Source organism: Chryseobacterium sp. MYb264 (assembly GCF_035974275.1).
GTDB lineage: Bacteria > Bacteroidota > Bacteroidia > Flavobacteriales > Weeksellaceae > Chryseobacterium.
Genome location: NZ_CP142422.1, coordinates 171,271 through 195,554, shown reverse-complemented (window position 1 = coordinate 195,554; position 24,284 = coordinate 171,271). Strand labels below are relative to the sequence as shown.

The window sequence follows — 24,284 nt, the reverse complement described above, 5'->3', positions numbered from 1 at the left end:
TTTTTTAGATGTACATGTTCACGATAGCTTCAAACAACTCCTGTTTTCCGCTTTTTGGCTGTGGTTCGCCAATTTCGTGAGCAATTCTCTGAAGGTCTTCTAAAGTAAGTGTTCCGTTTTCAAACGCTTTTCCGTTTCCGGCATCGAATGAAGAATATCTTTCTGTACGAAGTTTCGTATAATCTGAATTTTCAAGAATATCTGCTGCAACCAGCAAGCCTTTAGCAAAAACATCCATCCCCGAAACATGAGAAATAAACAGATCTTCGGCATCAATAGAATTTCTTCTGATCTTCGCATCGAAATTAATTCCACCATTTCCTAAGCCTCCCGCCTGCAAAAGAACCAACCAAGCCTGAGCCAGATCATGATAATCTACCGGGAACTGATCGGTATCCCAGCCATTCTGATAATCTCCTCTGTTGGCATCAATGCTTCCTAAAAGTCCGGCATCAACAGCAGCCTGAAGTTCATGTTCAAAAGTATGACCTGCTAAAGTCGCGTGGTTGACTTCGATATTTAGTTTAAAATCTTTATCTAATCCGTAATGTCTTAAAAATCCGATTACCGTTTCAGAATCGTAGTCGTACTGATGTTTTGTAGGCTCCATCGGTTTAGGCTCAATCAGGAACGTTCCTTTAAAACCTTGTTGACGCGCATAATCTCTCGACATCGAAAGGAACTGTGCCAAATGGTCTTTTTCGCGCTTCATATCGGTATTCAGAAGGCTCATATATCCTTCTCTTCCGCCCCAGAAAACGTAATTATCTCCGCCTAAAGCAATTGTCGCATCAATAGAATTTTTAACCTGAGTTCCTGCACAGGCAACTACGTCAAAATTCGGGTTGGTAGAGGCTCCGTTCATGTATCTTTCGTGCGTGAAAACGTTGGCGGTTCCCCATAAAAGCTTAATTCCCGTTTCAGCCTGCTTTTCTTTGGCATATTCTACCACTGTCTGAAGATTTTTTTCATAATCTCTCCAGTTATCTGCCGGATCTACCAAATCGATATCGTGGAAACAGTAATAATTGAAACCCATTTTAGACATAAATTCGAAACCGGCATCCATTTTATGCTTGGCTCTCGTTACCGCGTCCCTAGAAGAATCCCAAGGATGGTGAATCGTTGCTCCTCCGAATGGATCGCTTCCGTTTGCACATAAAGTATGCCACCAAGCCATGGCAAATTTCGTCCAGTCTTTCATCGGTTTTCCCATGACGATCCTTTCCGCATCATAATATCTGAATGCCAAAGGATTTCTGCTCTCTTTTCCTTCGAATTTAATGGTATCGATTCCTGTAAAAAACTCTTTTGTACCTGTTAAAGTGTTCATATATTCTGTTTTAATTTTTTAGTTAAATTTTAAAATTTGGCGTAGAAATTTCCTGCTCATTGATTCGAAAGAGTCAATAAGTGCAATGGAAAATTTCCGTTGTAAGGTGGGTTTAGATTATTTCGCTAAGATGATTTTTCCATCTCTCATAGGCTTCTAAGTATTGTTCGCGTTTCTCATGTTCAGGCTCTATCACCGCTATTTTTTCAAGTGATGAAAAAGCTTCCTTAGAATCTGCATAAAAGCCGATTCCCATTCCTGCAGCTCTCGCAGCACCTACTGCTCCGTCTGTATCGTAAAGTTCGATCACCGCATTGCTCACGCTCGCAAGCGACTGGCGAAAAATTGAACTTAAAAACATATTAGCATTTCCCGCACGAACCACCTGAATATCCATCCCGATATTTCGCATGATATTCATTCCATATTCGTAGGAAAACACAATTCCCTCCTGCGCCGCACGCAAAATATCTCCTTTTGAATGGATGTTAAAATTAATTCCGTGGATCGAACAGCTTGTATCTTTATTTTCCAACACTCTTTCAGCACCGTTTCCAAACGGAATAATACTTAACCCTTTAGAACCTATCGGTGAAAGTGAAGCCAGATCATTCATATCTCCATAAGAAGATAATGAAGTGGCGAAATTGTGCTTTAACCATGAGTTTAAAATTCCGGTTCCGTTGATGCAAAGCAAAACGCCTAATCTCGTTAATTCCTGAGTATAATTGACATGGGCAAAAGTATTTACTCTTGATAACTTATCATATTCCAGCTTATCTAAAACACCGTAAACTACACCTGAAGTTCCTGCTGTGGAAGCAATTTCTCCCGGGTTGAAAACGTTTAAAGACAAGGCATTATTCGGCTGATCTCCTGCTCTGTAAGAAATCGGTGTTCCTTCTTTTAAACCTAATTCCTGAGCTGCGGATGCAGAAACCGTTGCCTGAATTCCGAAAGTCGGGATAATTTCAGGGAAAAAACTTTTTGGAATTCCGTAATAATTAATCACATCTTCCGAGATACAGTTATTTTTAAAATCCCAGAAAATTCCTTCAGACAAACCTTCAATCGTCATTCCTATTTCGCCCGAAAGTCTCATGGCAATATAATCTCCCGGAAGCATTATTTTATCTATTTTTTCGAAAATTTCCGGTTCATGTTCTTTCACCCAAGCTAATTTTGAAGCCGTAAAATTTCCCGGAGAATTCAATAAATGAGATAGACATTTCTCTTCTCCAATTTCCTTGAAAGCCTTTTCACCATAAGGCACTGCACGGCTGTCGCACCAGATAATTGAAGGTCTCAATAAATGCTGATCTTTATCCACCAAAATCAAACCATGCATCTGCCATGTGATTCCAATACCTTTGATATCCTCAGCATTAATGCCTGATTCGTGCATTACCGCTTCATGCGCCAACTTCAGATTCGTCCACCAATCTGCAGGATTCTGTTCTGCCCAACCGGGATGAATCGCCGTGATTTTCATTTCTTTTTTAGGAGAAAATTCAGAAGCGATCACTTTTCCGCTGGATGCCTCGATGAGACAAACTTTTACAGAAGAACTGCCGATATCATAGCCTAGTAAATACATAAATTGTTGATCGTTTTTTAGTTGATGGTTTACATTTCAGCGCTTTAAAAGCTAAAAATGTTCTTATTTTATAAGTTTAGTATGGTTTTTCTTGTAAATCTTGGCATCAAATTTATAATACCTTGCTGCACGATGCGAAACATTGGTTTCAATCTCATCCAGTGGTACAATATAACTGAATGACGAAATCTTTTTGTGAAAATTTTTAATATCTATATGCTTTTCACTCAATGCACTGTACAATTGATACAACTGCCTGATCGTAAATCTTTTGGGCAACAATTCAAAAATAATTGAAAAGTCAGATTCTATCCATTTTCTGATCTCTACCAAAGACTCACTGATGATTTTATTATGATCAAAAGGCAAAGACGGAACTTTATCCACCGGATGCCAGTCTACCGTATCATATTTTGAACTGTTGATCTTATGATCGATCTTGCACAACGAAAGATACGCCACCGTAATAATCCGGTCTATATGATGCTTATATTCTATCCCCATCCATTGAATATCATCCTGACTGCTTGCACGTTGCGGATCTGCGAAACATTTAAACTGCTTCAAAACCATCTTCTTAATTCCTGTCAGTTCATGAAGTACTCTTTCGGCAGCATCGTCAACATCTTCATCGCTTAAAATCAAACTTCCGGGAAGCTTAATTTGCTTTTCGGCATCGAGATGACGTTCCACCAATAAGATATTCAATCGGTTTTCGTGGTCGAATCCAAAAACGACACAGTCAACAGAAACATAGGTATGTATAAAATTTGGGCTCATGGAGATGTTAACATTTACGTAACATGACAAATATAAAAATTCAGTTGAATAAAAAAAATAATTTACAAACTATCTACTGTTTATCAATAATTTACATATCGATTTTCGATGATAACTATACCATCAATTTAATGATAAGGTTATCGTAAAAATTATGATATAATTTTTATAATTGATTAAAAAATAAAACTTTAACTCAAAAAAAAGCAAATTAAAAAAAAATTATTCTTTTCATTAAATTTATGATAAGAAAAAACCTAAAATATTTTAATATTTTTTTCAAAATAATCGTAAAAAACATCAATTTTAGTATAAAATGATCAGAATTAAAGAAATTATTTTACCCAATTTTTATACTTAGCGTTAGAATTTTATTAATAAGTAAAAATTAACATCAAAAATTCCGATAAAATATAAACTCAGAAAATTAAAAAGCTCTAATTGCAAAAACTCGTTTTGATTGATTACCTTTAAACTTTCTTTTAATCAATTATGGATAAACAGTCAGATCAGCACCTTCTTCTCATGAAACGGCTTCAGGAAATGCAAAGAGAACAACTGACGATATCTGCTTTAAACACTTCATTCGCCAAAGTTTTAGACAAAAAAGAGCTTCATTTTATTTTGAATCAAAATGCGAAACAGGAATTGAAGTTTAATGAAATGATTATTCTTAAAGCTGATAATGCTGTTGTTCAAACTTTTTACAGCAGTTTTTCAAATGGAGAAGATAATGAAAAACCAACAGATCCTTATTTTGAACAGTGCCTTGATTCTGCCGAGCCTGTTTTATTTAATTTAAAAGAACTTTCGGAAAAGAAAAACACCACTCCATCTTATTTCTTAACAGCAAAAAATTCGGGAATACGAATAGCTGTAGGTTTTTCATTGCCTGTCATTCAGGAAAGTCAACATGTCGTTTTTTTATTTTATAAGAGTTTCATTTCAGCAGACGATATTCGCGAAAGAATTTTAGAAGGCATTTCGACTCAACTTTCAATTACGATTAGGAATATTTCTATTCAGGAACAATTAAAATTTCTTCAGAACAATCAAATTTTTTCTGCAACGGAAATCAATACTGAAAAACAGCAAGCTAAAAAAGGATTTCACGGAATTATTGGCGACAGCAATTTAATGCAGGAAATATATGAACAGATTTCACAGGTTGCTCCTTCCCTGTCTAATGTCATTATTTATGGAGAAACAGGAACGGGAAAAGAGCTGATTGCGCAGGCTATCCATGAACTTTCAGAGGCTTCAAATCAACAAATGATCAGAATTAATTGTGCAGCAATTCCCGCGAATCTTATTGAATCTGAACTTTTTGGTCATGAAAAAGGAAGCTTTACCGGAGCCACTGAGCAACGCAAAGGAAAATTTGAACAAGCGCATAACAGCACGATTTTTTTAGATGAAATTGGAGAATTGCCGTTGGAACTTCAAGGTCGTTTATTGAGAGTTTTGCAGGAAAAAGAAGTGGAAAGAATTGGTGGAACTCAAAGGATAAAGGTGAATGCGAGAGTGATTGCGGCAACCAACAGAAATTTGGCCAAAGAAGTTGAAAAAGGTGATTTCAGAAGTGATCTTTTTTACCGACTGAATGTTTTTCCAATTTATCTTCCGGCTCTGCGAGAAAGAAAAGAGGACATTGAGTTATTAGCTCTTTATTTTCTTGAAAAACATTCTGAAAAAGCAGGCCGGAAAGTTAAAGGTTTTTCTAAAAAAGTAATAGATTCCATGATTGAAAATTCATGGCCCGGCAATATTCGTGAGCTTGAAAACATGGTGGAAAGGAGTATTCTAACCACCAAAACAGCGACTATTACAGAAATGGAATTTCCGAAAATTATCAATCCTGAACATACAGAAAACCACTTTCAAATCAAGACTCTTCATGAATTTGAAAAAGAATATATTTTAAAAGTCGTGGAAAAATGTAATGGCAGAATTTCCGGTAAAAATGGGGCTGCTGTTTTGCTGGGATTACCTTCTACTACGTTGATTTCTAAAATGCAAAAGCTGGGAATAAAGAAAGAACATCACTTTAAAACGGGTGAATAGCACATTGAAAGATATCTTTTTGGGCGAATTTCAACCACAAAAGTCACAAAAGTTTTTAGCACTTAATAATTTTAAGCTTAAATTTTTACTTACAAAAAACCACATTAGCTTTTAAAAATCTTTGATTTTTTGTTTGCTTTGATATACTTTAACTCAAAGCTTTTAAAATAACTTTTGCCTCTTTTGCGGATAAAATTATTTCATACTCATTTCAATTTTTCCTGACGAAAGCGCCCAAAAGATCCACAATCCCAGAATAATAATCAATGAAACAACAGGAATCCAGAAGGAAAAAGTCAGCGCAATAATATAAATAGGAAGTCCGTAAAGGTAATTATTGTGTATTTTTTTAATCGCCAGATCGGTAATTCCCGGACGCAGTAATTTTTTGTTTTTACTCGCCAGATACCACAGTAGATTATACGCCAGATTAATCAGTACAAAAATTCCCGTATAGATGGCCACGACCACAGAAGCCGCTTCTCCGTTGAAATATTTAGCCAACAAAGCCGTTGGATAGGAAACTGCCGAAACGAGAAAGAGAATCAATCCATTAGCAAACATAATTCCTGAATTTCGACTATAAATTTGTTTGAAAATTTTGTGGTGATTGACCCACATGATGAAAATACTGAAAAACGAAAGGATAAACGCTAAAAACGTTGGCCATTGGTTTTTCATAAAAATTAATATATCGTTTCCGTTCCTGATGCTGTCTGCTTCAGGTACGTGAAGATCGAGTACCAAAAGGGTGATTGCAATGGCAAAAACGCCGTCGCTGAAGCCTTCTATACGGCCAGTTTCTTTTTCCATGATTTTTTTATTATTGAGATTGTTAGCGTCAATTCGAGTGAAATTCTGAAAGAATTTTATATCGAGAATTTATTTTAATATAAAGCTGTATACGATGATTTCAATATGTTCTCGATACAATTTTTCTCCACTTTGTTTCAAAAAATCACTCGAACTGACGGATTGTTTACGAAAAAACAAATGCTTTCACTTAATCTAATAAGTGATTTTAAAATTTTAATAAATTTTGGCTAAAGCCTTTATTTTATTTTTTTGAAAGCGGACTAAAGTCCGCCTCTATTGAATGGATTTTTGTTGAATAAAAGTTTCTATTTATACCCTTTATCAATGCCCAGTTTCTTCATTTTGGAATATAAAGTCTGAGGCTGGATTTTCAATAATTCTGCCGCTCCACCGATTCCGGAAACTTTTCCGTTGCAGCTTTGCAGCGCATTCATAATGTGATCTCTTTCCATTTCTTCCATTGATTTTAACTGTCCGTGAGATGGTTCCGAAGGTTGTTCAACTGATTTCGGAAGTTCAAAATTTTCGATTTCAGTGTTTTTTGCTAAAAGAACACTTCTTTCCATCAAATGTTCCAATTCACGAATATTTCCGGGCCAACGGTAGTTTAATAATTGTTCTAAAGCATCTTTACTGATCAAAGTTATATTTCTTCTTGAGGCTGTAGAATATTTATTTAAGAAAAAATTAGCCAGCAGCTCGATGTCTTCTTTTCTTTCTCTCAACGGTGGCAATTCGATTGGGAAAACATTCAGTCGGTAATATAAATCAAGCCTGAATCTGCCTTCTGCCACTTCTTTTTCCAGAGATCGATTGGTTGCTGCGACAATTCTTACATTCACTTTTAGTGTTTTATTTCCGCCTAATCTTTCGATTTCTTTTTCCTGTAAAACACGGAGTAATTTCACCTGGGAATCCAAAGGTAATTCTCCTATTTCATCCAAAAATATTGTTCCGCCATCTGCCTGTTCAAATTTTCCGATCCTCAAAGTATTCGCCCCTGTAAAGCTTCCTTTTTCATGACCAAAAAGTTCAGATTCAATTAAAGAATGAGGCAAAGCAGCGCAGTTTACAACCACAATCGGTTTATCTTTTCGATCTGAAAGTTCATGCACGGAATGTGCTACCTTTTCTTTTCCGGTTCCACTTTCACCGATCACCAGAACGGAAGTATCGGTTGGGGCAACAATCCTTACTTTTTCAACAACATCCTTAAGAACTTTGCTTTTCCCGACAATGCCTTCAATAACGTCATTATCTGTATTTTTAATAAAATCGCAACCTCTTTCGACATCAAAACGATATTTAGCGATGTCTAACATCACGATTAAATCGCGCTCACGAAAAGGTTTAACCATAAATCCGTAAGGCTGGGTTTCCTTCACTGCTTCCAACGTAGTCTGGTTGGTATTGGCAGAAATATAGAGAAACGGCAAATTGATCTCACGCAGTTCCCACGCAAGATCAATACCCGTTAAGTCGCCTTTCAGCATAATATCCAACAGTACCCAGTCGGGCTTTTTTTCTTCAATCGATTTTCTTGCCTGAACAACCGAAGAAGCAATTCCCGTAACCTGATAACCCGCCTTAATCAAAATGATTTTGAGGTCGTTGGCTACAATAAATTCATCTTCTACAATTAAGATTTTTTCTTTCATTTTTTTTATGTGATCCGCTTACTTTTCGTGGGCTTCAATTTCTGTATTTTTTCTAAATATAATGGTAATTTTCAATCCGTTTTTATTTTCGAGAGAAAAATTTCCATCAAGCTGATCGGTTAATCCACGCATCAAATTCATTCCCAAAGATTCTGTTTCTTCAATATCAAAATCATCAGGAAGACCTACTCCATTGTCGGAAACCATTAATTCATAATCACCATTTCCAATATTTTTAAAGGAAATCACAACTTCTCCTATTTTATCATCAGGAAAAGCATATTTTGTTGTATTAATCACTGCTTCATTGATGATAAGCCCCATCGGAACCGCCTGAGCTACATCCAGAAAAACTTTTTCAGCCCGTACCGTGAACTTAATTTTATTTTCTGATGAATAACATTCTCTGATATAATTCACCAATTCATAAATATACCAGGACATATCGATTGTCGAAAGATTATCAGTCTGATATAATTTCTGGTGAATCAATGACATCGCATGCATTCTGTGCTGACTGTTCTGAATGGCCATTAACGCATCTTCATTATCGAGATAAGCCGATTGTGTATTCAGTAAACTAATGACAATCTGTAAATTATTCTTTACACGATGGTGAATTTCCTTTACCAGCCATTCTTTTTCGGCAAGAAGTTTTTTAAGTTGATCATTTTGCTCATCGATCTGCTTACGTTTTAGTTCTAATTTTTTATTGGCGTTGGTTTTAAGCCTCGAACGATTGTAAATCAATAAGATAAATAAAATCAAAACAACAATACTTCCTATAAAAACATATTTAATAAACGTATCATTGGTGATCTGTATTTCCTGAAGTTTACCTTTTTGGGTGAGCAATTCAATGTTTTTATCTTTCTGATCGGTTTCAAACTGAATTTTCAGGCTGCTGATCTGTTTGCTTTTTTCTCCATTAAAAACAGAATCCGAAAACTTTTTATACAACTGATAATGTTCTATTGCGTCTAAATATTTCCCTTGTGTAGAATCTGCTTTAAACCAAATCAAGTGATTTTCAGAGCGTAACATATCATTCCCGTTTTTCTTCGCCAAAGAATCAAACAAAGTGGCTTCCCGATACATGGCAGGATAGTTTTTCGTCTGATAATGGTAAAAAACAAAGCTCCTCAACAACGAAGTCTGATTATTATGTCTTTCTGCATTTTCACCATAATAACTGACCAGTTTTTTATAATAAATCTCAGCATTCCTGAATTGCTTCTTGATCGTATAAGTGCTGAAAAGAATATAATCTTCCGTCATCTCAAACTGCTTGTCATCAATAGGATATTTGGCTTTATATTCTTTAATCATTGCAATAGCCTGATCAAATTTCCTTTGTCTGATGAGCATTGTAGACATATTATTGGCAACCGTTCTTACATAACCGTTATCTTTATTTTTTTTGGCAACATCCAGCGCTTTTTCCCAATATCTCATGGCGTCATCGTTCTGACGAAGGTAATAGTATACCATTCCGACATTGCTGTAAATTGAACTTAGCTGCAAAGTATTGTCGTTGGTATTTATTGCCGCTTTCTCTGCTGCAATTCCGTATTTTAAAGCTTCTTCGTAATTGGCTTTCTGAATTTCAGCCTGTGTGAGGAAATTATAAACACCCTGCGTTTCCTGATACTTTAGCGACTGATAAATTGCCAGCGACTGTTTCAGCATTTCTATGGATTTATCAGAATCTCCTTTTATCATATAAAGTTCGCCCAAATCCTTTAAAACAGAGGCCTGTTTCAGCTTCGATCCCGAACTTTTAAACAATGCCAATGCCTTTTCTTTAAGCTTTATTTTAGCATCGAAATTCTTAGGATCATTATCGTATAGGAAGGAAAGTTCTTCGTATCCTTCTCCGGTTTGCTCCGTCATTTTATGATTTTCAAAATAAGTAATGGAATTTTTCACCTTGGAAAATGCAGCCTCTTTATTCCCTCTTTCCTTATTTATTTTTGCATCCAAAAGCATCGATTTCCCTCTGCCTAAATCGTCTTTGATTTTCAGGCTAAGCTTCATTGCTTCGTTGTTTAAAATCACTGCACTGTCGAGATCCTTTTTTGCCTCGCCTCTTTTGTTAATATAAAAATCGCTCAGCTTTTGCAGTAAAGCAATTTTCTGAGGACTTTCTTTAGAAGCGGCAATTTGTTTTCTCAACAGTGCAGGATTTTCTTTGGTCTGAGCTTTTAATGATATACTTAAAAACATCAAAACCAATGAAAAACAATATATCTTTAGTGGATTTACAGTAATAAAATAAGGGCTCTTATTCATTTTTTAAAGATAATCTATTCTCCTGTTATTTTCCCGTTTTATCAACTATTTTTCGCGGTGATAGAGATAGCAGATAATCATTGCCAATCCTGGGAAAACCAAGGTTACCAACCCCAATTGCTTCCCTGCAAAAGCGCCTAAAAAACACCCGACCAAAAATCCTAAAATAGTCACCAGCTGTTTCTTTAGACTTATCAAAGCATCTGCATCTTTAAAACCATTTTTGATCAACGTTCCGAAATCCAATGAGGCTTGGGTTACATTTCCCGTCATCATCGTTGTTGGCCCGTGCGTTTCTTTAGCATATAATTTTCCAAAAGCGTTCTGAAGTCCCATGGCAAAAACCGTGATCATCACTACGGTATACATCATCACGTCATCAAAAAGCCCGTTATAATTGAGAACAGCAACGATAATTCCCGCGAGTAAGAGTAAAAATCCTTCCCAGAATAAAATGGTATAATGATTAAGCACTTTTCCCGCAATTCTTCCTCCAGCGATAACTGCTAAAATAAACACAGGAAACGTTAATAATTTTACCCAGGCATGAATATCTGAACCTTTCACAAACTGGTAAGCAAAAACGATAAAGTTACCCGTAACGTGCGCCGAAAAGATAGAATCTGCCGCCACGAAAGTTACCGTATCACAATAGCCCGCAATCAACGCCAGAAGTAAGGTTACAAAACCAATATTATGTTTAATTTCCATATTTTTATTTTAAATGTGAGCGCAGCATCCACGCCATTTTTTCGTGAGTTTCTAATAATCCGGTGATATAATCACTTGTTCCGGCATCACGGAATTCAACAGCAAAATTTTCTATATTTTCACGAAGATGAATTAAAATACTTTCGTGATCAGAAAGCAATTCTTTGATGTATGTTAAGCTGTCATTGGCTTCTAAATGATGCTCTGACAGATGCGTTAAAGCCAGATATTCTCTCAACGTTGCCGGTGCGTAATGCCCTAATGTTCTGATTCTTTCGGCAAGATTATCGATGATCTCATCTAATTGCTCATATTGCGCTTCAAAAAACAGATGTTTATTATAAAAATCCTGTCCTTCTACGTTCCAGTGGGCTTTTTTTGTTTTGGTATACAATACAAATTCGTCGGCTAACGTTTCAACCAATATTTCAGCAACTTTTGCTAAATTTTCTTCTTTAATTCCAATTGATGTTTTCATTCTAAAGTATATTTAATAAGTAATAATCGAGTGAATATTTTCCTGCTCCCAAGGCAAGAATGAGTAATAAGGATAAAGTGTACATAAACGGAACATCTCGAACTTCCAGAGAATCTTTTCGGTGAACCACGAAATATCCGATTGCAGTTACGCCAATGGTTGGCAAAACGGCTAATCTCGTTCCTAATCCTAAAATAATTAAAAAAGGAACCACCAAATCGGCAAATGAGGCCACCAGAGCATTCATTTTATCAGGAAGCCCAAGCGGATTCGGAATAATTTCTTTCTGTCCGTTTTCCAGTCTGAATTTCTTTAAACCATGAACTCTAAACAGCTGAATTGCCAGAAGCACACGGAAAACAAGAAAAGCGATATCATTAAATGACGATCCTAAATCTGAGCTAAGGATCTGTTTTAAAATTTCCATATTTTTAAATTTAAAAAGCAAAGCATGAACACCCTAAAGCGCCCCAAAATGCGTGATAATTATTAACCGGAAGATTACTCATTCTCGCATGGTCATGATTGTGATTGTGTACATCACAACTTCCTGCACAACTGTGAATCTGTGAGCTTAACAATGGTTTTGACTCTTTTTTCGCATTTTTAACGATTTCCATCTGACGGCTCTGATCTTCAGAATAATATCCGTTGTATATTTTTGTTGGTGACCAATCCGGCAGAATTGGAATTGACGGCGGTGCAAAGCTTGAAAACTCTCCTTTTGCGTAGACAATTTTTCCGTCTACGATCGTCATTTCAGATTCTATATTTTTAATTTCTTCGTCGTCAACCGTAAAATAATCTTTATCTAAAATGGCCAAATCAGCAAACATTCCTACCTGAATATCCCCTTTCTTCTGCTGTTCCTGAGAAAACCACGCGCTTCCTTTGGTGTATAACTCCAATGCGGTTGCTCGTTCTAACCTCGTTTCATGATACAATTGAAGTCCGCCAACCGTTTTCCCAACCGTTAACCAATACATAGAAACCCAAGGATTATAACTGCTCACTCTCGTTGCATCCGAACCACCGCCGACGGGAACTTCCATTTCCAGCATTTTTTTAATTGGAGGCGTACTTTCCGCAGCAGCAGAACCATATTGATCGGTAAAATATTCACCTTGGTAAGCCATTCTGCTTTGGATTGCGATTCCTCCGCCTAACATTTTTACTCTTTCGATATTTTTTTCGTCTATGGTTTCAGCATGATCAAAAATCCATGGCAATCCGTTGAAAGGAATGTCCTGATTTACTTTTTCAAAAACATTTAAAAATCTAGTAATACTCTCATTGTATGTAGCATGAAGTCTGAAAGGCCAGCGGTTTTCTACCAGTAAACGAACCACTTTTTCAAGATCGGCTTCCATGTTTTCCGGCAAATCGGGTCTTGGCTGAAGAAAATCTTCAAAATCTGCCGCCGAAAATACCAACATCTCTCCTGCCCCGTTGTGACGGTACATATCATCACCCTGATACAATTTTACCGTATCGATCCAATCGCTGAAATCTTCAAATTCGTGCTTAGGCTTTTGGGTGAATAAATTATAAGCAATCCTTACTGTTAACTGCTTTTTTTCGTTCAGTTCATTCACGACCTGATAATCATCCGGGAAATTCTGAAAACCTCCTCCTGCATCAATGACACTCGTAATTCCGAAACGGTTTAATTCCGTCATAAAATGTCTCGTTGAATTCAATTGATGTTCATAAGATAATTTCGGACCCTGCGCTAGTGTGGAATATAGAATCATGGCGTTTGGTGTTGCGATAATCAATCCTGTCGGTTCACCGTTCGCATCTCTTTCGATCTGTCCGCCCGCCGGAGCCGGTGTATTTTTGTTGAATCCAACTGCTTTCAAAGCCGCTCTGTTCATCAAAGCTCTGTCGTACAAATGCAGAATAAAAACCGGAGTTTCGGGAGCAATCGCGTTGATTTCCTCCAAAGTCGGCATTCTTCTTTCTGCAAACTGAAATTCTGACCAGCCACCAACCACACGAACCCATTGCGGAGAAGGTGTACGGTCGACCTGATCTTTCAGCATTCTCAAGGCATCGGCTAGAGAAGGAACGCCATCCCATCTTAGTTCAAGGTTGTAATTTAATCCGCCACGAATCAGGTGAATGTGGGAATCATTAATTCCGGGAACGACTCTTTTCTTTTTCAGATCAACAATTTTCGTAGAATCATCTGCAAACTGGTCTACTAAATTGTCTTTTCCCACGGCAATAATTTTACCTTCTTTAATGGCTACTGCGGAAATTTCAGGGGTTTCTTTATTAAAACTGTGGACTTTTCCGTTGTATAAAATTAGGTCTGCTTTCATCTTCTTTTATTTGGTGTTTAATTTTGAAATAGCTTCCTGAATTCCTCCTCCGGCAACGGTAAAAAATGATGGTCCGGCCAGTAAGATCAGCTTCTGCAACTTAATTTTATCTGATAAATGCTGAGTATTTAAATACGTCTGCGTTCTGTACGCATCAAAAGCTCCCAAAACGACATTTTCTGCCACCAGAGCTGTTGGAGAATCGATACCCGCATCTTTGATGTCGCTGGCGAAAGAAACAGTTTTCACCTGTAATTTTAACGCTTCTCTCATTGCTACACTTCCGATTTCTTTCATTAATTCGGCATCGAAAGAGTTTCTGTTTCCTAAACCGATCAGTAATAATTTTTTAGAAGACAAGCTTCCTTTTGGCGGCGCAATAAGCAGGGTTTCTAGCGCATGACCTTTGAATTTTCCGGTTTTTCTGACTTCGGTAACGGCTCCTTTTAGCGCTTCATCCAAATGAACTATTCCGTTAAGTTCTTTTGGAAGCGCAGGCGGATTGAAAATATCACCGTCCGTGTATTCGAAAACGCAGGCAATCTGCAAGTCTGCGACTGCTGCTGAAGGTCCCTGAACAAGACCGACAACGGAAACTCCGTCGACGGTTCCCCAAATTTTGGAGGTTCCGATGGCTGTTTTTGTTTCAGCAGTTTGTGCTGAAATGAATGTTGTTGTTGAAGTGGTTAAAATCAATGCGGTGAACATTGTTTTAGACCAGCTGATGTATTTTGAAATTGTTTTTTGCATAATTAAATTGTTTATATGTTGGAAATTCGCAAAGACGCAAAATGATTTTACATTCGCTGCGTTTTTAAGGCGCAAGGCTTTTATCTGTGATAATTTTTTTATTTTCGGATGTAAACCTCATAGGTTTTAAAAACCTATGAGGTTTTTTTACTACGGATGGCAAACTTTGTGGTTATTTTTATGTTTTAAATTCACTGACTACAACCCTAGCCCCGATTGCAACGGCATCCTTTTTCTGAATGGGCTTTGAAAAAAAGCGCTGGCGAAAAAGATACAGTGGAAAGCGGGATTAAGCTTCTTAAAAAGTTTTAGAGTAAGAGTGTTTTAGGGTTTTAGAGTTGATTTTTTATCATTAAAATTTGAATCCTACGCGAATATTGTAGAAGATACCGCTCTTCGCATTCGGAATAATATCTTCGATAAAAGATCCTTTCTGAAAATACTGAAGTCCGCTCACCAAAGAAAAATATCTATTAAAACTGTAGGTGAAATTGGTTAAATAAGCTGTTCCGATATATCTTTTGTCTGAGCTGCTTCCAGGACGATTCAAGACTCCGCTTGGTCGGTAAACCCCGTCGTTCAGGGAATATCGCCAGTTAAAAACGATATCGACCTGCATTTTTAGCTTTGACGTTAAATCCAATGTCGCATACGGATGAATATCAATTAAATTGACCGGCCCAACCTGCGGACTGAAGCCAAAATAACCGCCTTTTGGATAGAGAGGATTGAACGTATTCAGCTTTCCGTCTTCTTTGGATTTATCACCGGAAATATAATCGTTTCGCAAGTTGATGCTTGGTTTGAATTTTACATTTTCAAAGAGATATCCGATGTCGACAGAGCCCGTCCACGCGCTGATATCTTCGTTTCCAAAAGTTCCGAACTGATACGCTGCTTCCAGATTATAAATGAATCCGCCGCCATATTTCCAAAATCTTCCGCCAATGGTATGGCGTTTTTCTTTGGCTGTTCCTACTTCAAAAACAGATTCGTCTCTTCGAATTCCGATATAGTACAGATCGAGGTTTCCGGCTTTCGGAATAATGATTTTCGAATAAGTACCCCAAAGATTGAGCTGTTTTGAGACTTTATTATCAAAAACTCCTGTGTTGATGCTGTCTGCCATCATCGCAAATGCATCTACAGAAACATTTTTGTGGGAATACATCACTTTAGCTCCGGTAAAAGAAAGTCTTGCATTGGGACCTTCTCTTACGGAAATTAATCTTCCCGAACCGTAATCCAGTTCCTGTCGCCCCACTCTGAATGTTAGTTTATGATTATTTTTATGAATCAAATCAGCATCAATAAATAGATTCTGAATACTTAACTGATCTTCATCAATTCCTCTGGAACCATTTTTTCTTCCGTTCTGTAAAGCGCTTCGGACTTGTGAAAATATTCTGATATTTTTTCCGAGATGCAAATCTGCGTGAAGATCATACCGTTGCAGAAAAAAGTTGTTGTGCCCAATATTCAGCCTGCCCCAATCTTCGTTGTTGAAATCTACATACTCATACCGTGCTTCGCCACCGAAAGACAGATAGATATCCTTCTTTTCATTGAGCGGAAGAAATTTAACCTTATTATAAAAACTATCTGCTGAGTCTTTTAAATATTCATAATTCTCATCGTAGCGCAGGAGCTTAAAGCTTTGAGCCGACAGTGTTTCTGAACACAAAAGAATCAAAACAATGGTTATTTTAAAAAACGATATGGAAGTGGATTTCAACATTGAAAATGGTGTATACATATTAATGTTTCAGCATATTGTGAGCATAATGAACTCCCAGCCCATAAGAACCGCCGTACTTTTTCATCAAATCTGTTACGGCAACATACGTTTCCTGACGTGCCCAGTCTCTCTGTAATTCAAGAGCATACTGAACTGAAGTCACAGGCTTCACTCCCGCGTGGATCATTCTCTGCACCGCTCTTTCGTGAGCTTCATCGGTAATATCTCCGCAAGCATCCGTGATTACATAGACATCATATCCTTCCTCAAGCGCCGACAAAGCTGGTCCCACGATGCAAACACCAGTCCACAATCCTGCAAAAACCAATTTTTGTTTCTGAGTTCCGGTGATGGCTTTGTAAGCCGCTTCATCTTCCCAAGTGTTCATGCTGGTTCTGTCGATATATCCCGAAGTTGCCATTGGATATGCTTCTTCAATTTCCGGGAAAACAGGGCCTGCAAAGCTTTCTTCAGCAACCGTTGTAACGATGGTCGGAACATTGAAGATTTTTGAGGCTCCACAAACTACCGCAACATTGTTACGCAGTTCATTCATAGAGATACTTTTCGTGGCAAATGCCATCTGACCTTCAAAATCGATTAATACTAAAGCGTGATTTTCCGGGGAAAGTAGTTTTGATGATGGTTTCATAAATTTATTTTAGTTGTTTGTTAATTTTAATTGATTGGCTTTGTTGGTTGATCGCAAAATGATTTTAAAATTGTTTTGTTTTTAAGGCGCAGGGATTTCATCTGTGATAAAATTCTGAACCTTTTATTTTTTGATTTGATTGAGTTTCTTTATAAGCTCCGCTCCGTCACTTGGAGTAGATTTTTGAGAAAAAATCGTATCGAGAAGTTTTTGTTATAATTAAAGTTCTCGATACATTTTTCTTCATTTCATTTCGAAAAACACTCGAACTGACGAGGGTTTTCTCATCAAAAAATCAATTAGTTTACAGACAGTTTTTTAATCAGTTCTGTGCTTGTTTCATCAGCGTAAATTCCGTAGGCACTGGTGAGAATTCCTTTGACGGAATATTTATCAGAAGCAATTCCGTAGACGACATCTTCATCTCCCTGATCGGTATCCCCTTCAAAACGAAACGTATATTTTATTTTGAAATCTTCAGGAGATACATCCAGAAAATTATTAAGCCTGACGCAATCATTTTCAAGGTTAAAATCTTCTGTATATCCGTTTTGAGTAAGCCATTGAACAGCTTCGGTAAGCGTATCAAAAGCTGGCTGCATCGTATTCATTCCTTAACATTATTATGATTATTCTGTGATGAATTTCAGAATGTCATTATTGATTGTTTCATGCTCTGTAGTCGGCATTCCGTGAGGGAAGCCTGGATATGTAATCAATGTTCCGTTCTTCAATAATTTTGCGGCTTTGATGGCTGCATTTTCAATAGGAACAATCTGGTCGTCCTCTCCGTGTAACAATAAAACAGGAATTTCAACAGCTTGCAAATCTTCTCTAAAATCAGTCTCAGAAAATGCTTTAATTCCTTCATAATGAGCCACGATTCCACCCATCATTCCCTGTCTCCACCAGTTTCTCTGTACCCCTTCTTTAATTACCGCTCCTTCTCTGTTATATCCGTAGAAAGGGATCGTTAAATCAATATAAAACTGCTGTCTGTTGTTTAACGTCTGATCTCTGATATTGTCGAAAACTTCAATTGGAACTCCATCAGGATTGCTTTCATTTTTTACCATAATCGGCGGAACTGCGCTGATTAAAACTGCTTTTTTAGCTCTGCCTTTAGAATATTTGTTTACATAGCGAATTACTTCTCCACCTCCTGTTGAGTGACCGATATGGATAACATCTTTCAAATCAAGAAATTCTACCAATTCCGCTGCGTCAGAAGCATATTGTTCGATATTATGACCATAAACATTTTGGCTAGATCTTCCGTGTCCTCTTCTGTCGTGAGCGATTACTCTATATCCTTTCTGTAAGAAGAAAATTACCTGTGCATCCCAATCATCGGAAGATAATGGCCATCCGTGGTGGAACATTAATACTGGTCCTTCTCCTTGGTCTTTGTAGAAAATTTCTGTTCCGTCTTTTAATGTTAAAGTGCTCATTGTTGCAATATATTTTAGTTTAAATTAATAATTGAATTCATTACCATAATGCCAAAAAATGACCCAAAACAGTAGAAACACTCAACCTCAAACACTTAAAGAAAAATACCACAAGATAAATTTTACGAAATACCGTATTTTTATGAAGCTATTACGGATATTATATAAAATATGATAAGCAGGTTACGCTAAAATTTCATTATTGATTTATTACTTTTTCTACATTTTCCAGTCAGTAAATAAATTTTCAACGATCCTTCCCTATTATTTCACCGATTCATTTTGCCCGTTCATCGAAATTTGTGACCATTCCCCAATGTTTCCTACGAACTTTACATCAGAAAAACAGAGAAAACAACTGTTTAAAACAATTAAATCATCAATATCATGAAAGCAAAAATCGGTATTACAGAAGCAAATACTCAAGCAGTAGCAGATCAATTGGCTAAATTATTAGCAGACGAATTTTTATTGTACACCAAAACAAGAAATGCACACTGGAACGTAACAGGGGATAATTTCCACGCCATGCACATCTTTTTTGAAAACCAGTACAAACAACTGGATGAAATGATAGACAGCGTTGCTGAACGTATGCGTAAAATAGGACATTTTGCCCCCGCCACTATGAAAATTTATCTTGAACTGACCCACCTTACAGAATACAGCGACCGAACCAACGATGGTTTGGGATATATGAAAGATTTGCTAAGCGATCATGAAAGCATCATTGATTTTTTACGTGAAAATATCACTCCGTTTGCAGAACAATATAAAGATTTCGGAACGAGTGACTACATCACAGGATTGATGGAAACACACGAAGAAATGGCATGGATGATCCGTTCTTACTTCAGATAACAGGCAGGTTTGAAATAAAAAAAAGAAAAGTAATAAGTATATTTGTATAAATTCGTAAATATACCCACCATGAAAGCCTTAATCGTTGATGATAATGAAATTGCAAGAACCACGCTGGCCCATCTGGCAAAGCAAATCCCGGGTCTTACCATTATCAGCCAATATTCCAATGCCATAGAAGCCTATCATCATTTGCTGAAGGAGCAGATAGATCTTATCTTTCTTGATATTGAAATGCCGGAAATGACCGGAATTGAATTAACGAGAAACCTTTCAGGACGAGATATCATCATCGTCTTTACCTCATCCAAACCGGAATACGCGCTGGAAGCATTTGAGCTCAATATTGCGGATTATCTACTCAAGCCGGTGACGCCAGCAAGGTTTCTACAGGCTATGAGCAAGGCGCAGGCCATTGCGGAAAGCCGTAAAGAAAACATTCAGGTGAGTAAAGAAGAATTTTTATTCGTTCGGGATTCCAATATCACGAGACGTCTGAAAATGGATGATATCTATTATGCAGAGGCCATGGGCGATTATGTAAAATTTTATACAAAAGAAAAAAATTTCGTCATCCACGGAACGATGAAAGCCGCAGAAGAACGTTTGCCCAAAGAAGATTTTATCCGCGTGCACCGTTCTTACATTATCTCACTAAATAAAATTGATACCCTACAGGACGGAGGCATTATGATCAACGGAAAATTCATTCCGATCGCCGATGCCTACAGAAAAGTTCTGAATACAAGAATGAATGTTTTTTAAATCATTCAATTCTTTACTTTCATTGATTTTTTTTAAAACTTTATTACTGTTTAACGGATTGAGGTAAGAGCAATCATCAATTTTATCATTATTTATGCTAAATATTTCTGTCATGGGAAACAAACGGTTTAGTTATTTCATCATTCTTACATTTATTGTAGGGACTCTATTGCTGATCGCTGTTCAGATCAATTCAGCCAGAAATACGAAGGAACTGATTCATAATAATAATACTTTACTGAACGAACTTCGTTCCAGCAATCATTTACGCGAAATAGACCGCGATATTCTGGGTGTGGAAAGCAGAATACGAGCTTCGATTGCCACGAATGACACCACGCATCTGGAAGGAATTAACCAAAAGATCAATCAGATCGAAAACTTTCTGGACTCTTTATCTAAAGACAATTCTGATGCTGAAGAAGAGCGACTGATCCACAGGCTCAGTATTCTTGCCATGGAGAAGAAAACGACAAAGGAAACTCTTCTGAACCGTTACCTGAGATTAGGAAATATGGACGACAACACCTCCATCGCCAATCCGAGAGCAAGGGAGATCTCAAACGAAATCACCACGATCACTGCAAAAATCTATGAAAGCCGACAAAAGCACATGGTGGAACTCAGCAAACACAGCGAGGAAATGGGCAGAAAAGCCAGAATATACGATATCTCTTTGCTTGTATTATTGATTTTAAGCGGGTCATTTGTAGGATTTCACATTCTTCGTCAGTTCAAGAGACAACGTTTATTGATTAATGAACTGGATATTGCAGAGAAAAAAGCATCCGTGGCGGCTCAAACCAAAGAAAACTTTCTGGCGAATATGAGTCATGAGATCAGAACCCCTTTAAGCGGAATTTTGGGATTTACCAATTTGCTGCAAAAAAGACCATTAGATCAGACTTCTTCGGAATTTGTATCTTCTATTCAAAGTTCGGGAGAGAATTTAATGACGATCATTAATGATATTTTAGATCTCTCAAAAATTGAAGCCGGAATGATGCGGATTACTCCGGGAACCTTTAGCATCAATGGATTGGTAAATTCTGTGGAAACACTTTTTCTGGAAAGAGCAAAAGAAAAAAAACTGGCTATTTCCAGCAAAGTAGATGCTACCATTCCTGATACGTTAATTGGTGATGCTACCCGACTGACACAGATTTTGGTTAATTTAATTGGAAATGCCATCAAATTTACCCATCAGGGAAGCATCAGCATTGAGATTTATAATAAACAATTATCCGAAAACGAAGTGGTTGTCGGTTTTAAAATTTCGGATACCGGAATTGGAATCGATAAAGATAAACTGAATGAAGTGTTTGAAAGATTTAATCAGGGTGAAGACTCTACAACCCGTAATTATGGGGGAACAGGGCTCGGCTTATCCATCGTTCAGAAACTGATCCTGTTGCAAAACGGAGATATTGAAGTGACCAGCGAACAGGGAAAAGGAACGACTTTTCATTTCTATATTCCTTACGGTATTTCCAAAGAGCAATTAAATACAATTCCTGTTGTGGACACCCATTATTTTAAAGATAAATCAAATACCCCATTGCGTGCGCTTGTGGTAGATGATAATGTCATCAACCAAAGTTTAATGAAACATTTGCTTTTGCAGTGGAATATTGATTTTGATATTGTTTCCAATGGTTTGGAGGCAGTCAGTTATCTTAAAGAAAAAAGTTCAGATCTTGTATTAATGGACATCCAGATGCCACAAATGGACGGCTATGCTGCGACACAGGAAATCCGTGAAGTTTTACAACTGGATATCCCGATTATCGCAATGACGGCCCACGCACTTGCCGGAGAAAGAGAACGATGCCTGAGCCGTGGAATGAATGAATATATCTCTAAACCCATTAAAGAAGAAGAATTATTTAAACTGATTTCCAGTTTTGGGTTAAACAGTTCCATTGCATCAGATATACAAGAAGAAAAAGAACCTGTATTTCAATACATTGATCTTTCTTATATGAAATCGATCAGCGGAGGCGATCAGGAATTTGAACAAATTATCACCCAACAGTTTATTGATAACATTCCCCAGCATCTTGATCAGCTGACATCAGCCTATCAGAAAAAAGATTTTACCATCGTAAAATTAAGAGCACACGATTTAAAATCCAGTGTTGCCATCATGGGACTTCTCCCTCTATTACAGGAAAAACTGAATCTGTTGGAAACAACCACCGAAGAAAACCCTTTGACAGAACAATACATAAACGATGTGAAAAGCATCATTCAGTCAGCACTGTCTGAAGCTGAGATATTTTCTAAATCACTTACTAAAAAATAAAAATATGAACTTATTTACCCCCATACAACTACGCAATCTCACATTAAAAAACAGGATTGCGCTCTCTCCCATGCAGCAATACAGCGCTACAAAGGGAGTTCCCGGAAACTGGCACATGGTACATCTTGGAAGCCGTGCCGTGGGTGGTGCCGGACTTATTCTTACCGAATGTACAGCAGTCTCTCCTGAAGGTTTAGCCACTTTGCACGATACCGGAATCTGGAATGACGAACAAAAAATAGCATGGAAAAATATTGTTGATTTCGTTCACGAACAGGACACTAAAATCGGAATTCAACTGTGGCATTCGGGAGCAAAAGGAAGCCTTAAACATCCTAACGAACGCATGAAACCCTTAACCGACGAAGAAGGTGCATGGAAAGTAAAATCATCTTCTGCAACAGAAATAAATGGCGTTACTCCTGAAGAACTGACGATTGCTGAAATTCAGGAATTAAAAGTAAAATTTACGGATGCCGCTCTTCGTGCTGTAGATGCGGGTTTTGATACGATCGAACTCCATGCAGGGCACGGTTATCTGTTTCATCAGTTTTATTCATCAGTCATTAATAAACGTGAAGATGAATATGGCGGAAGCTTCGACAACAGAATACGATTTCTGGTAGAAACCGTTCAGGAAGTCCGAAAAGTAATTCCCGAAGGAATGCCTTTATTGGTAAGGATTTCGGCAGTTGATTATATTGATTCTGAAGAAGCCTGGAAACTTGAAGACAGCATCGCCCTTTCAAAAATTTTAAAAGATAATGGTGTAGATTTTATCACCGCTTCCGGTGGCGGATTTACCAACGTGAGCAAAGATAAGGTACATCCCGGCTACCAGGTCCCTTTTGCAGAAGCGATAAAAAAGCAGATTGGAATTTTAACCGGAGCGGTAGGTTTGATCACAGAAGCCAGTCAGGCCAATGAAATTATAGAAAACGGGCACGCAGATCTGGTACTCATCGCCAGAGAACATTTAAGGGATCCCTATTTCGCCATTCATGCGGCGAAAAAACTCGGTCTGGAAACAGAGATTCCGTGGCAGTATAAGAGAGCTTTTTAATTCAGTTAAAAATATCAGTTATGGAAAATCAGGGTGCATCTGTGGTTATTACCCATCACGTGGTAGATGGCAAACAGAAAGAATACGAACAATGGCTGAACGAAATTCTGCCACTTTCCAAAGGCGCAACAGGTTTTATAGACCTTCAGATTGTACGTCCGATTCCTACGCTCACTTTTTCCTATACGGTGATTATCCGTTTTGATACCATTGATCATCTTAGAAACTGGATGGAATCTTCTGACCGTAAAAAGCTCATCGATAAAGCACATCCTCTGTTTACCAAAGAAGACAATTATCAGATAAAAACAGGTCTCGATTTTCTTTTTTACGGCGAAAAAGAAACTAAAGTCCCTGTTCGATGGAAACAGTATCTCGCCACATGGTCGGCTATTTATCCTTTATCTTTACTTATGCCGATGATGGTGCTCCCGGTTTTAAGAATGTTCAGCATACCGGTCAACCGTTATTTTGATGGCCTAGTGAGCACCGGCTGCCTTGTCTTCCTGATGATTTATCTCGTTATGCCAAATTATACCCAACTCATCAAAAAATGGCTCTATAAATAGTAAATTCAGTATTTATCATTATAAATTTCATCTATCTATTTATCCGTCTCTCGTAAAGTGAGACGGATTTTTTT

At 37.4% G+C, this 24,284-nt stretch carries 21 protein-coding genes; 6 read left to right on the top strand and 15 right to left on the bottom strand.

What is annotated here, in order from left to right:
• Positions 1 to 4 precede the first annotated feature (4 nt).
• The 3 genes from xylA to VUJ46_RS00830 all read right to left on the bottom strand — a co-directional run bounded on the left by xylA (position 5) and on the right by VUJ46_RS00830 (position 3,710).
• On the bottom strand, positions 5 to 1,333 hold the full coding sequence (xylA, locus tag VUJ46_RS00840; RefSeq protein WP_326983126.1) for a xylose isomerase: 1,329 nt from the start codon (positions 1,331 to 1,333) through the stop codon (positions 5 to 7).
• A gap of 112 nt (positions 1,334 to 1,445) precedes the next feature.
• Positions 1,446 to 2,930, bottom strand: a complete 1,485-nt coding sequence (locus VUJ46_RS00835) for a xylulokinase (RefSeq protein WP_326983125.1) — start codon at positions 2,928 to 2,930, stop codon at positions 1,446 to 1,448.
• A 63-nt stretch (positions 2,931 to 2,993) separates the two neighbouring features.
• The gene (locus VUJ46_RS00830) at positions 2,994 to 3,710 is read right to left on the bottom strand and encodes an NUDIX hydrolase (protein ID WP_326983124.1); all 717 of its coding nucleotides are present in this window, start codon (positions 3,708 to 3,710) and stop codon (positions 2,994 to 2,996) included.
• 492 nt (positions 3,711 to 4,202) lie between these two features.
• Between VUJ46_RS00830 and VUJ46_RS00825 the strand changes: the two genes are divergently transcribed.
• Complete coding sequence (locus VUJ46_RS00825; protein ID WP_326983123.1) at positions 4,203 to 5,774, top strand: sigma-54 interaction domain-containing protein; 1,572 nt, start codon at positions 4,203 to 4,205, stop codon at positions 5,772 to 5,774.
• A gap of 195 nt (positions 5,775 to 5,969) precedes the next feature.
• Here VUJ46_RS00825 and VUJ46_RS00820 read toward each other — a convergent pair whose 3' ends face one another.
• The 12 genes from VUJ46_RS00820 to VUJ46_RS00765 all read right to left on the bottom strand — a co-directional run bounded on the left by VUJ46_RS00820 (position 5,970) and on the right by VUJ46_RS00765 (position 18,647).
• Positions 5,970 to 6,587 carry a TMEM175 family protein gene (locus VUJ46_RS00820; RefSeq protein ID WP_326983122.1) on the bottom strand — a complete coding sequence of 206 codons (618 nt, stop codon included), beginning with the start codon at positions 6,585 to 6,587 and terminating at the stop codon, positions 5,970 to 5,972.
• A gap of 308 nt (positions 6,588 to 6,895) precedes the next feature.
• Entirely contained in the window at positions 6,896 to 8,248 is a 1,353-nt protein-coding gene (locus VUJ46_RS00815) for a sigma-54-dependent transcriptional regulator (protein ID WP_326983121.1), read from the bottom strand.
• Between the two features lie 18 nt (positions 8,249 to 8,266).
• A complete protein-coding gene (locus tag VUJ46_RS00810) occupies positions 8,267 to 10,474 on the bottom strand; it encodes a tetratricopeptide repeat-containing sensor histidine kinase (RefSeq protein ID WP_326983120.1) in 2,208 nt (735 codons plus the stop codon).
• A 111-nt stretch (positions 10,475 to 10,585) separates the two neighbouring features.
• Positions 10,586 to 11,251 (bottom strand): YoaK family protein, encoded by a 666-nt coding sequence (locus tag VUJ46_RS00805; RefSeq protein ID WP_326983119.1) that lies wholly within the window; start codon positions 11,249 to 11,251, stop codon positions 10,586 to 10,588.
• Between the two features lie 4 nt (positions 11,252 to 11,255).
• Positions 11,256 to 11,729, bottom strand: a complete 474-nt coding sequence (locus tag VUJ46_RS00800) for a Dps family protein (RefSeq protein ID WP_326983118.1) — start codon at positions 11,727 to 11,729, stop codon at positions 11,256 to 11,258.
• A gap of 1 nt (position 11,730) precedes the next feature.
• Entirely contained in the window at positions 11,731 to 12,156 is a 426-nt protein-coding gene (locus VUJ46_RS00795) for a DoxX family protein (protein ID WP_326983117.1), read from the bottom strand.
• A gap of 10 nt (positions 12,157 to 12,166) precedes the next feature.
• Positions 12,167 to 14,056 carry an amidohydrolase gene (locus VUJ46_RS00790; RefSeq protein ID WP_326983116.1) on the bottom strand — a complete coding sequence of 630 codons (1,890 nt, stop codon included), beginning with the start codon at positions 14,054 to 14,056 and terminating at the stop codon, positions 12,167 to 12,169.
• Between the two features lie 6 nt (positions 14,057 to 14,062).
• A complete protein-coding gene (locus tag VUJ46_RS00785) occupies positions 14,063 to 14,806 on the bottom strand; it encodes a M17 family peptidase N-terminal domain-containing protein (protein WP_326983115.1) in 744 nt (247 codons plus the stop codon).
• Positions 14,807 to 15,158: 352 nt separating this feature from the next.
• Complete coding sequence (locus tag VUJ46_RS00780; RefSeq protein ID WP_326983114.1) at positions 15,159 to 16,562, bottom strand: alginate export family protein; 1,404 nt, start codon at positions 16,560 to 16,562, stop codon at positions 15,159 to 15,161.
• A gap of 1 nt (position 16,563) precedes the next feature.
• On the bottom strand, positions 16,564 to 17,196 hold the full coding sequence (locus VUJ46_RS00775) for a hydrolase (protein WP_326983113.1): 633 nt from the start codon (positions 17,194 to 17,196) through the stop codon (positions 16,564 to 16,566).
• A 299-nt stretch (positions 17,197 to 17,495) separates the two neighbouring features.
• On the bottom strand, positions 17,496 to 17,807 hold the full coding sequence (locus VUJ46_RS00770) for a phosphoribosylpyrophosphate synthetase (protein ID WP_326983112.1): 312 nt from the start codon (positions 17,805 to 17,807) through the stop codon (positions 17,496 to 17,498).
• A gap of 18 nt (positions 17,808 to 17,825) precedes the next feature.
• The gene (locus VUJ46_RS00765; RefSeq protein ID WP_326983111.1) at positions 17,826 to 18,647 is read right to left on the bottom strand and encodes an alpha/beta fold hydrolase; all 822 of its coding nucleotides are present in this window, start codon (positions 18,645 to 18,647) and stop codon (positions 17,826 to 17,828) included.
• 387 nt (positions 18,648 to 19,034) lie between these two features.
• Between VUJ46_RS00765 and VUJ46_RS00760 the strand changes: the two genes are divergently transcribed.
• From VUJ46_RS00760 to VUJ46_RS00740, 5 genes are all read left to right on the top strand, one after another.
• Complete coding sequence (locus tag VUJ46_RS00760; protein WP_326983110.1) at positions 19,035 to 19,508, top strand: Dps family protein; 474 nt, start codon at positions 19,035 to 19,037, stop codon at positions 19,506 to 19,508.
• A gap of 69 nt (positions 19,509 to 19,577) precedes the next feature.
• Positions 19,578 to 20,273 (top strand): LytR/AlgR family response regulator transcription factor, encoded by a 696-nt coding sequence (locus VUJ46_RS00755; protein ID WP_326983109.1) that lies wholly within the window; start codon positions 19,578 to 19,580, stop codon positions 20,271 to 20,273.
• A 112-nt stretch (positions 20,274 to 20,385) separates the two neighbouring features.
• Complete coding sequence (locus VUJ46_RS00750) at positions 20,386 to 22,578, top strand: hybrid sensor histidine kinase/response regulator (protein WP_326983108.1); 2,193 nt, start codon at positions 20,386 to 20,388, stop codon at positions 22,576 to 22,578.
• 4 nt (positions 22,579 to 22,582) lie between these two features.
• Positions 22,583 to 23,641 carry an NADH:flavin oxidoreductase/NADH oxidase gene (locus VUJ46_RS00745; RefSeq protein WP_326983107.1) on the top strand — a complete coding sequence of 353 codons (1,059 nt, stop codon included), beginning with the start codon at positions 22,583 to 22,585 and terminating at the stop codon, positions 23,639 to 23,641.
• A gap of 20 nt (positions 23,642 to 23,661) precedes the next feature.
• Complete coding sequence (locus VUJ46_RS00740) at positions 23,662 to 24,210, top strand: antibiotic biosynthesis monooxygenase (RefSeq protein ID WP_326983106.1); 549 nt, start codon at positions 23,662 to 23,664, stop codon at positions 24,208 to 24,210.
• Positions 24,211 to 24,284 lie beyond the last annotated feature (74 nt).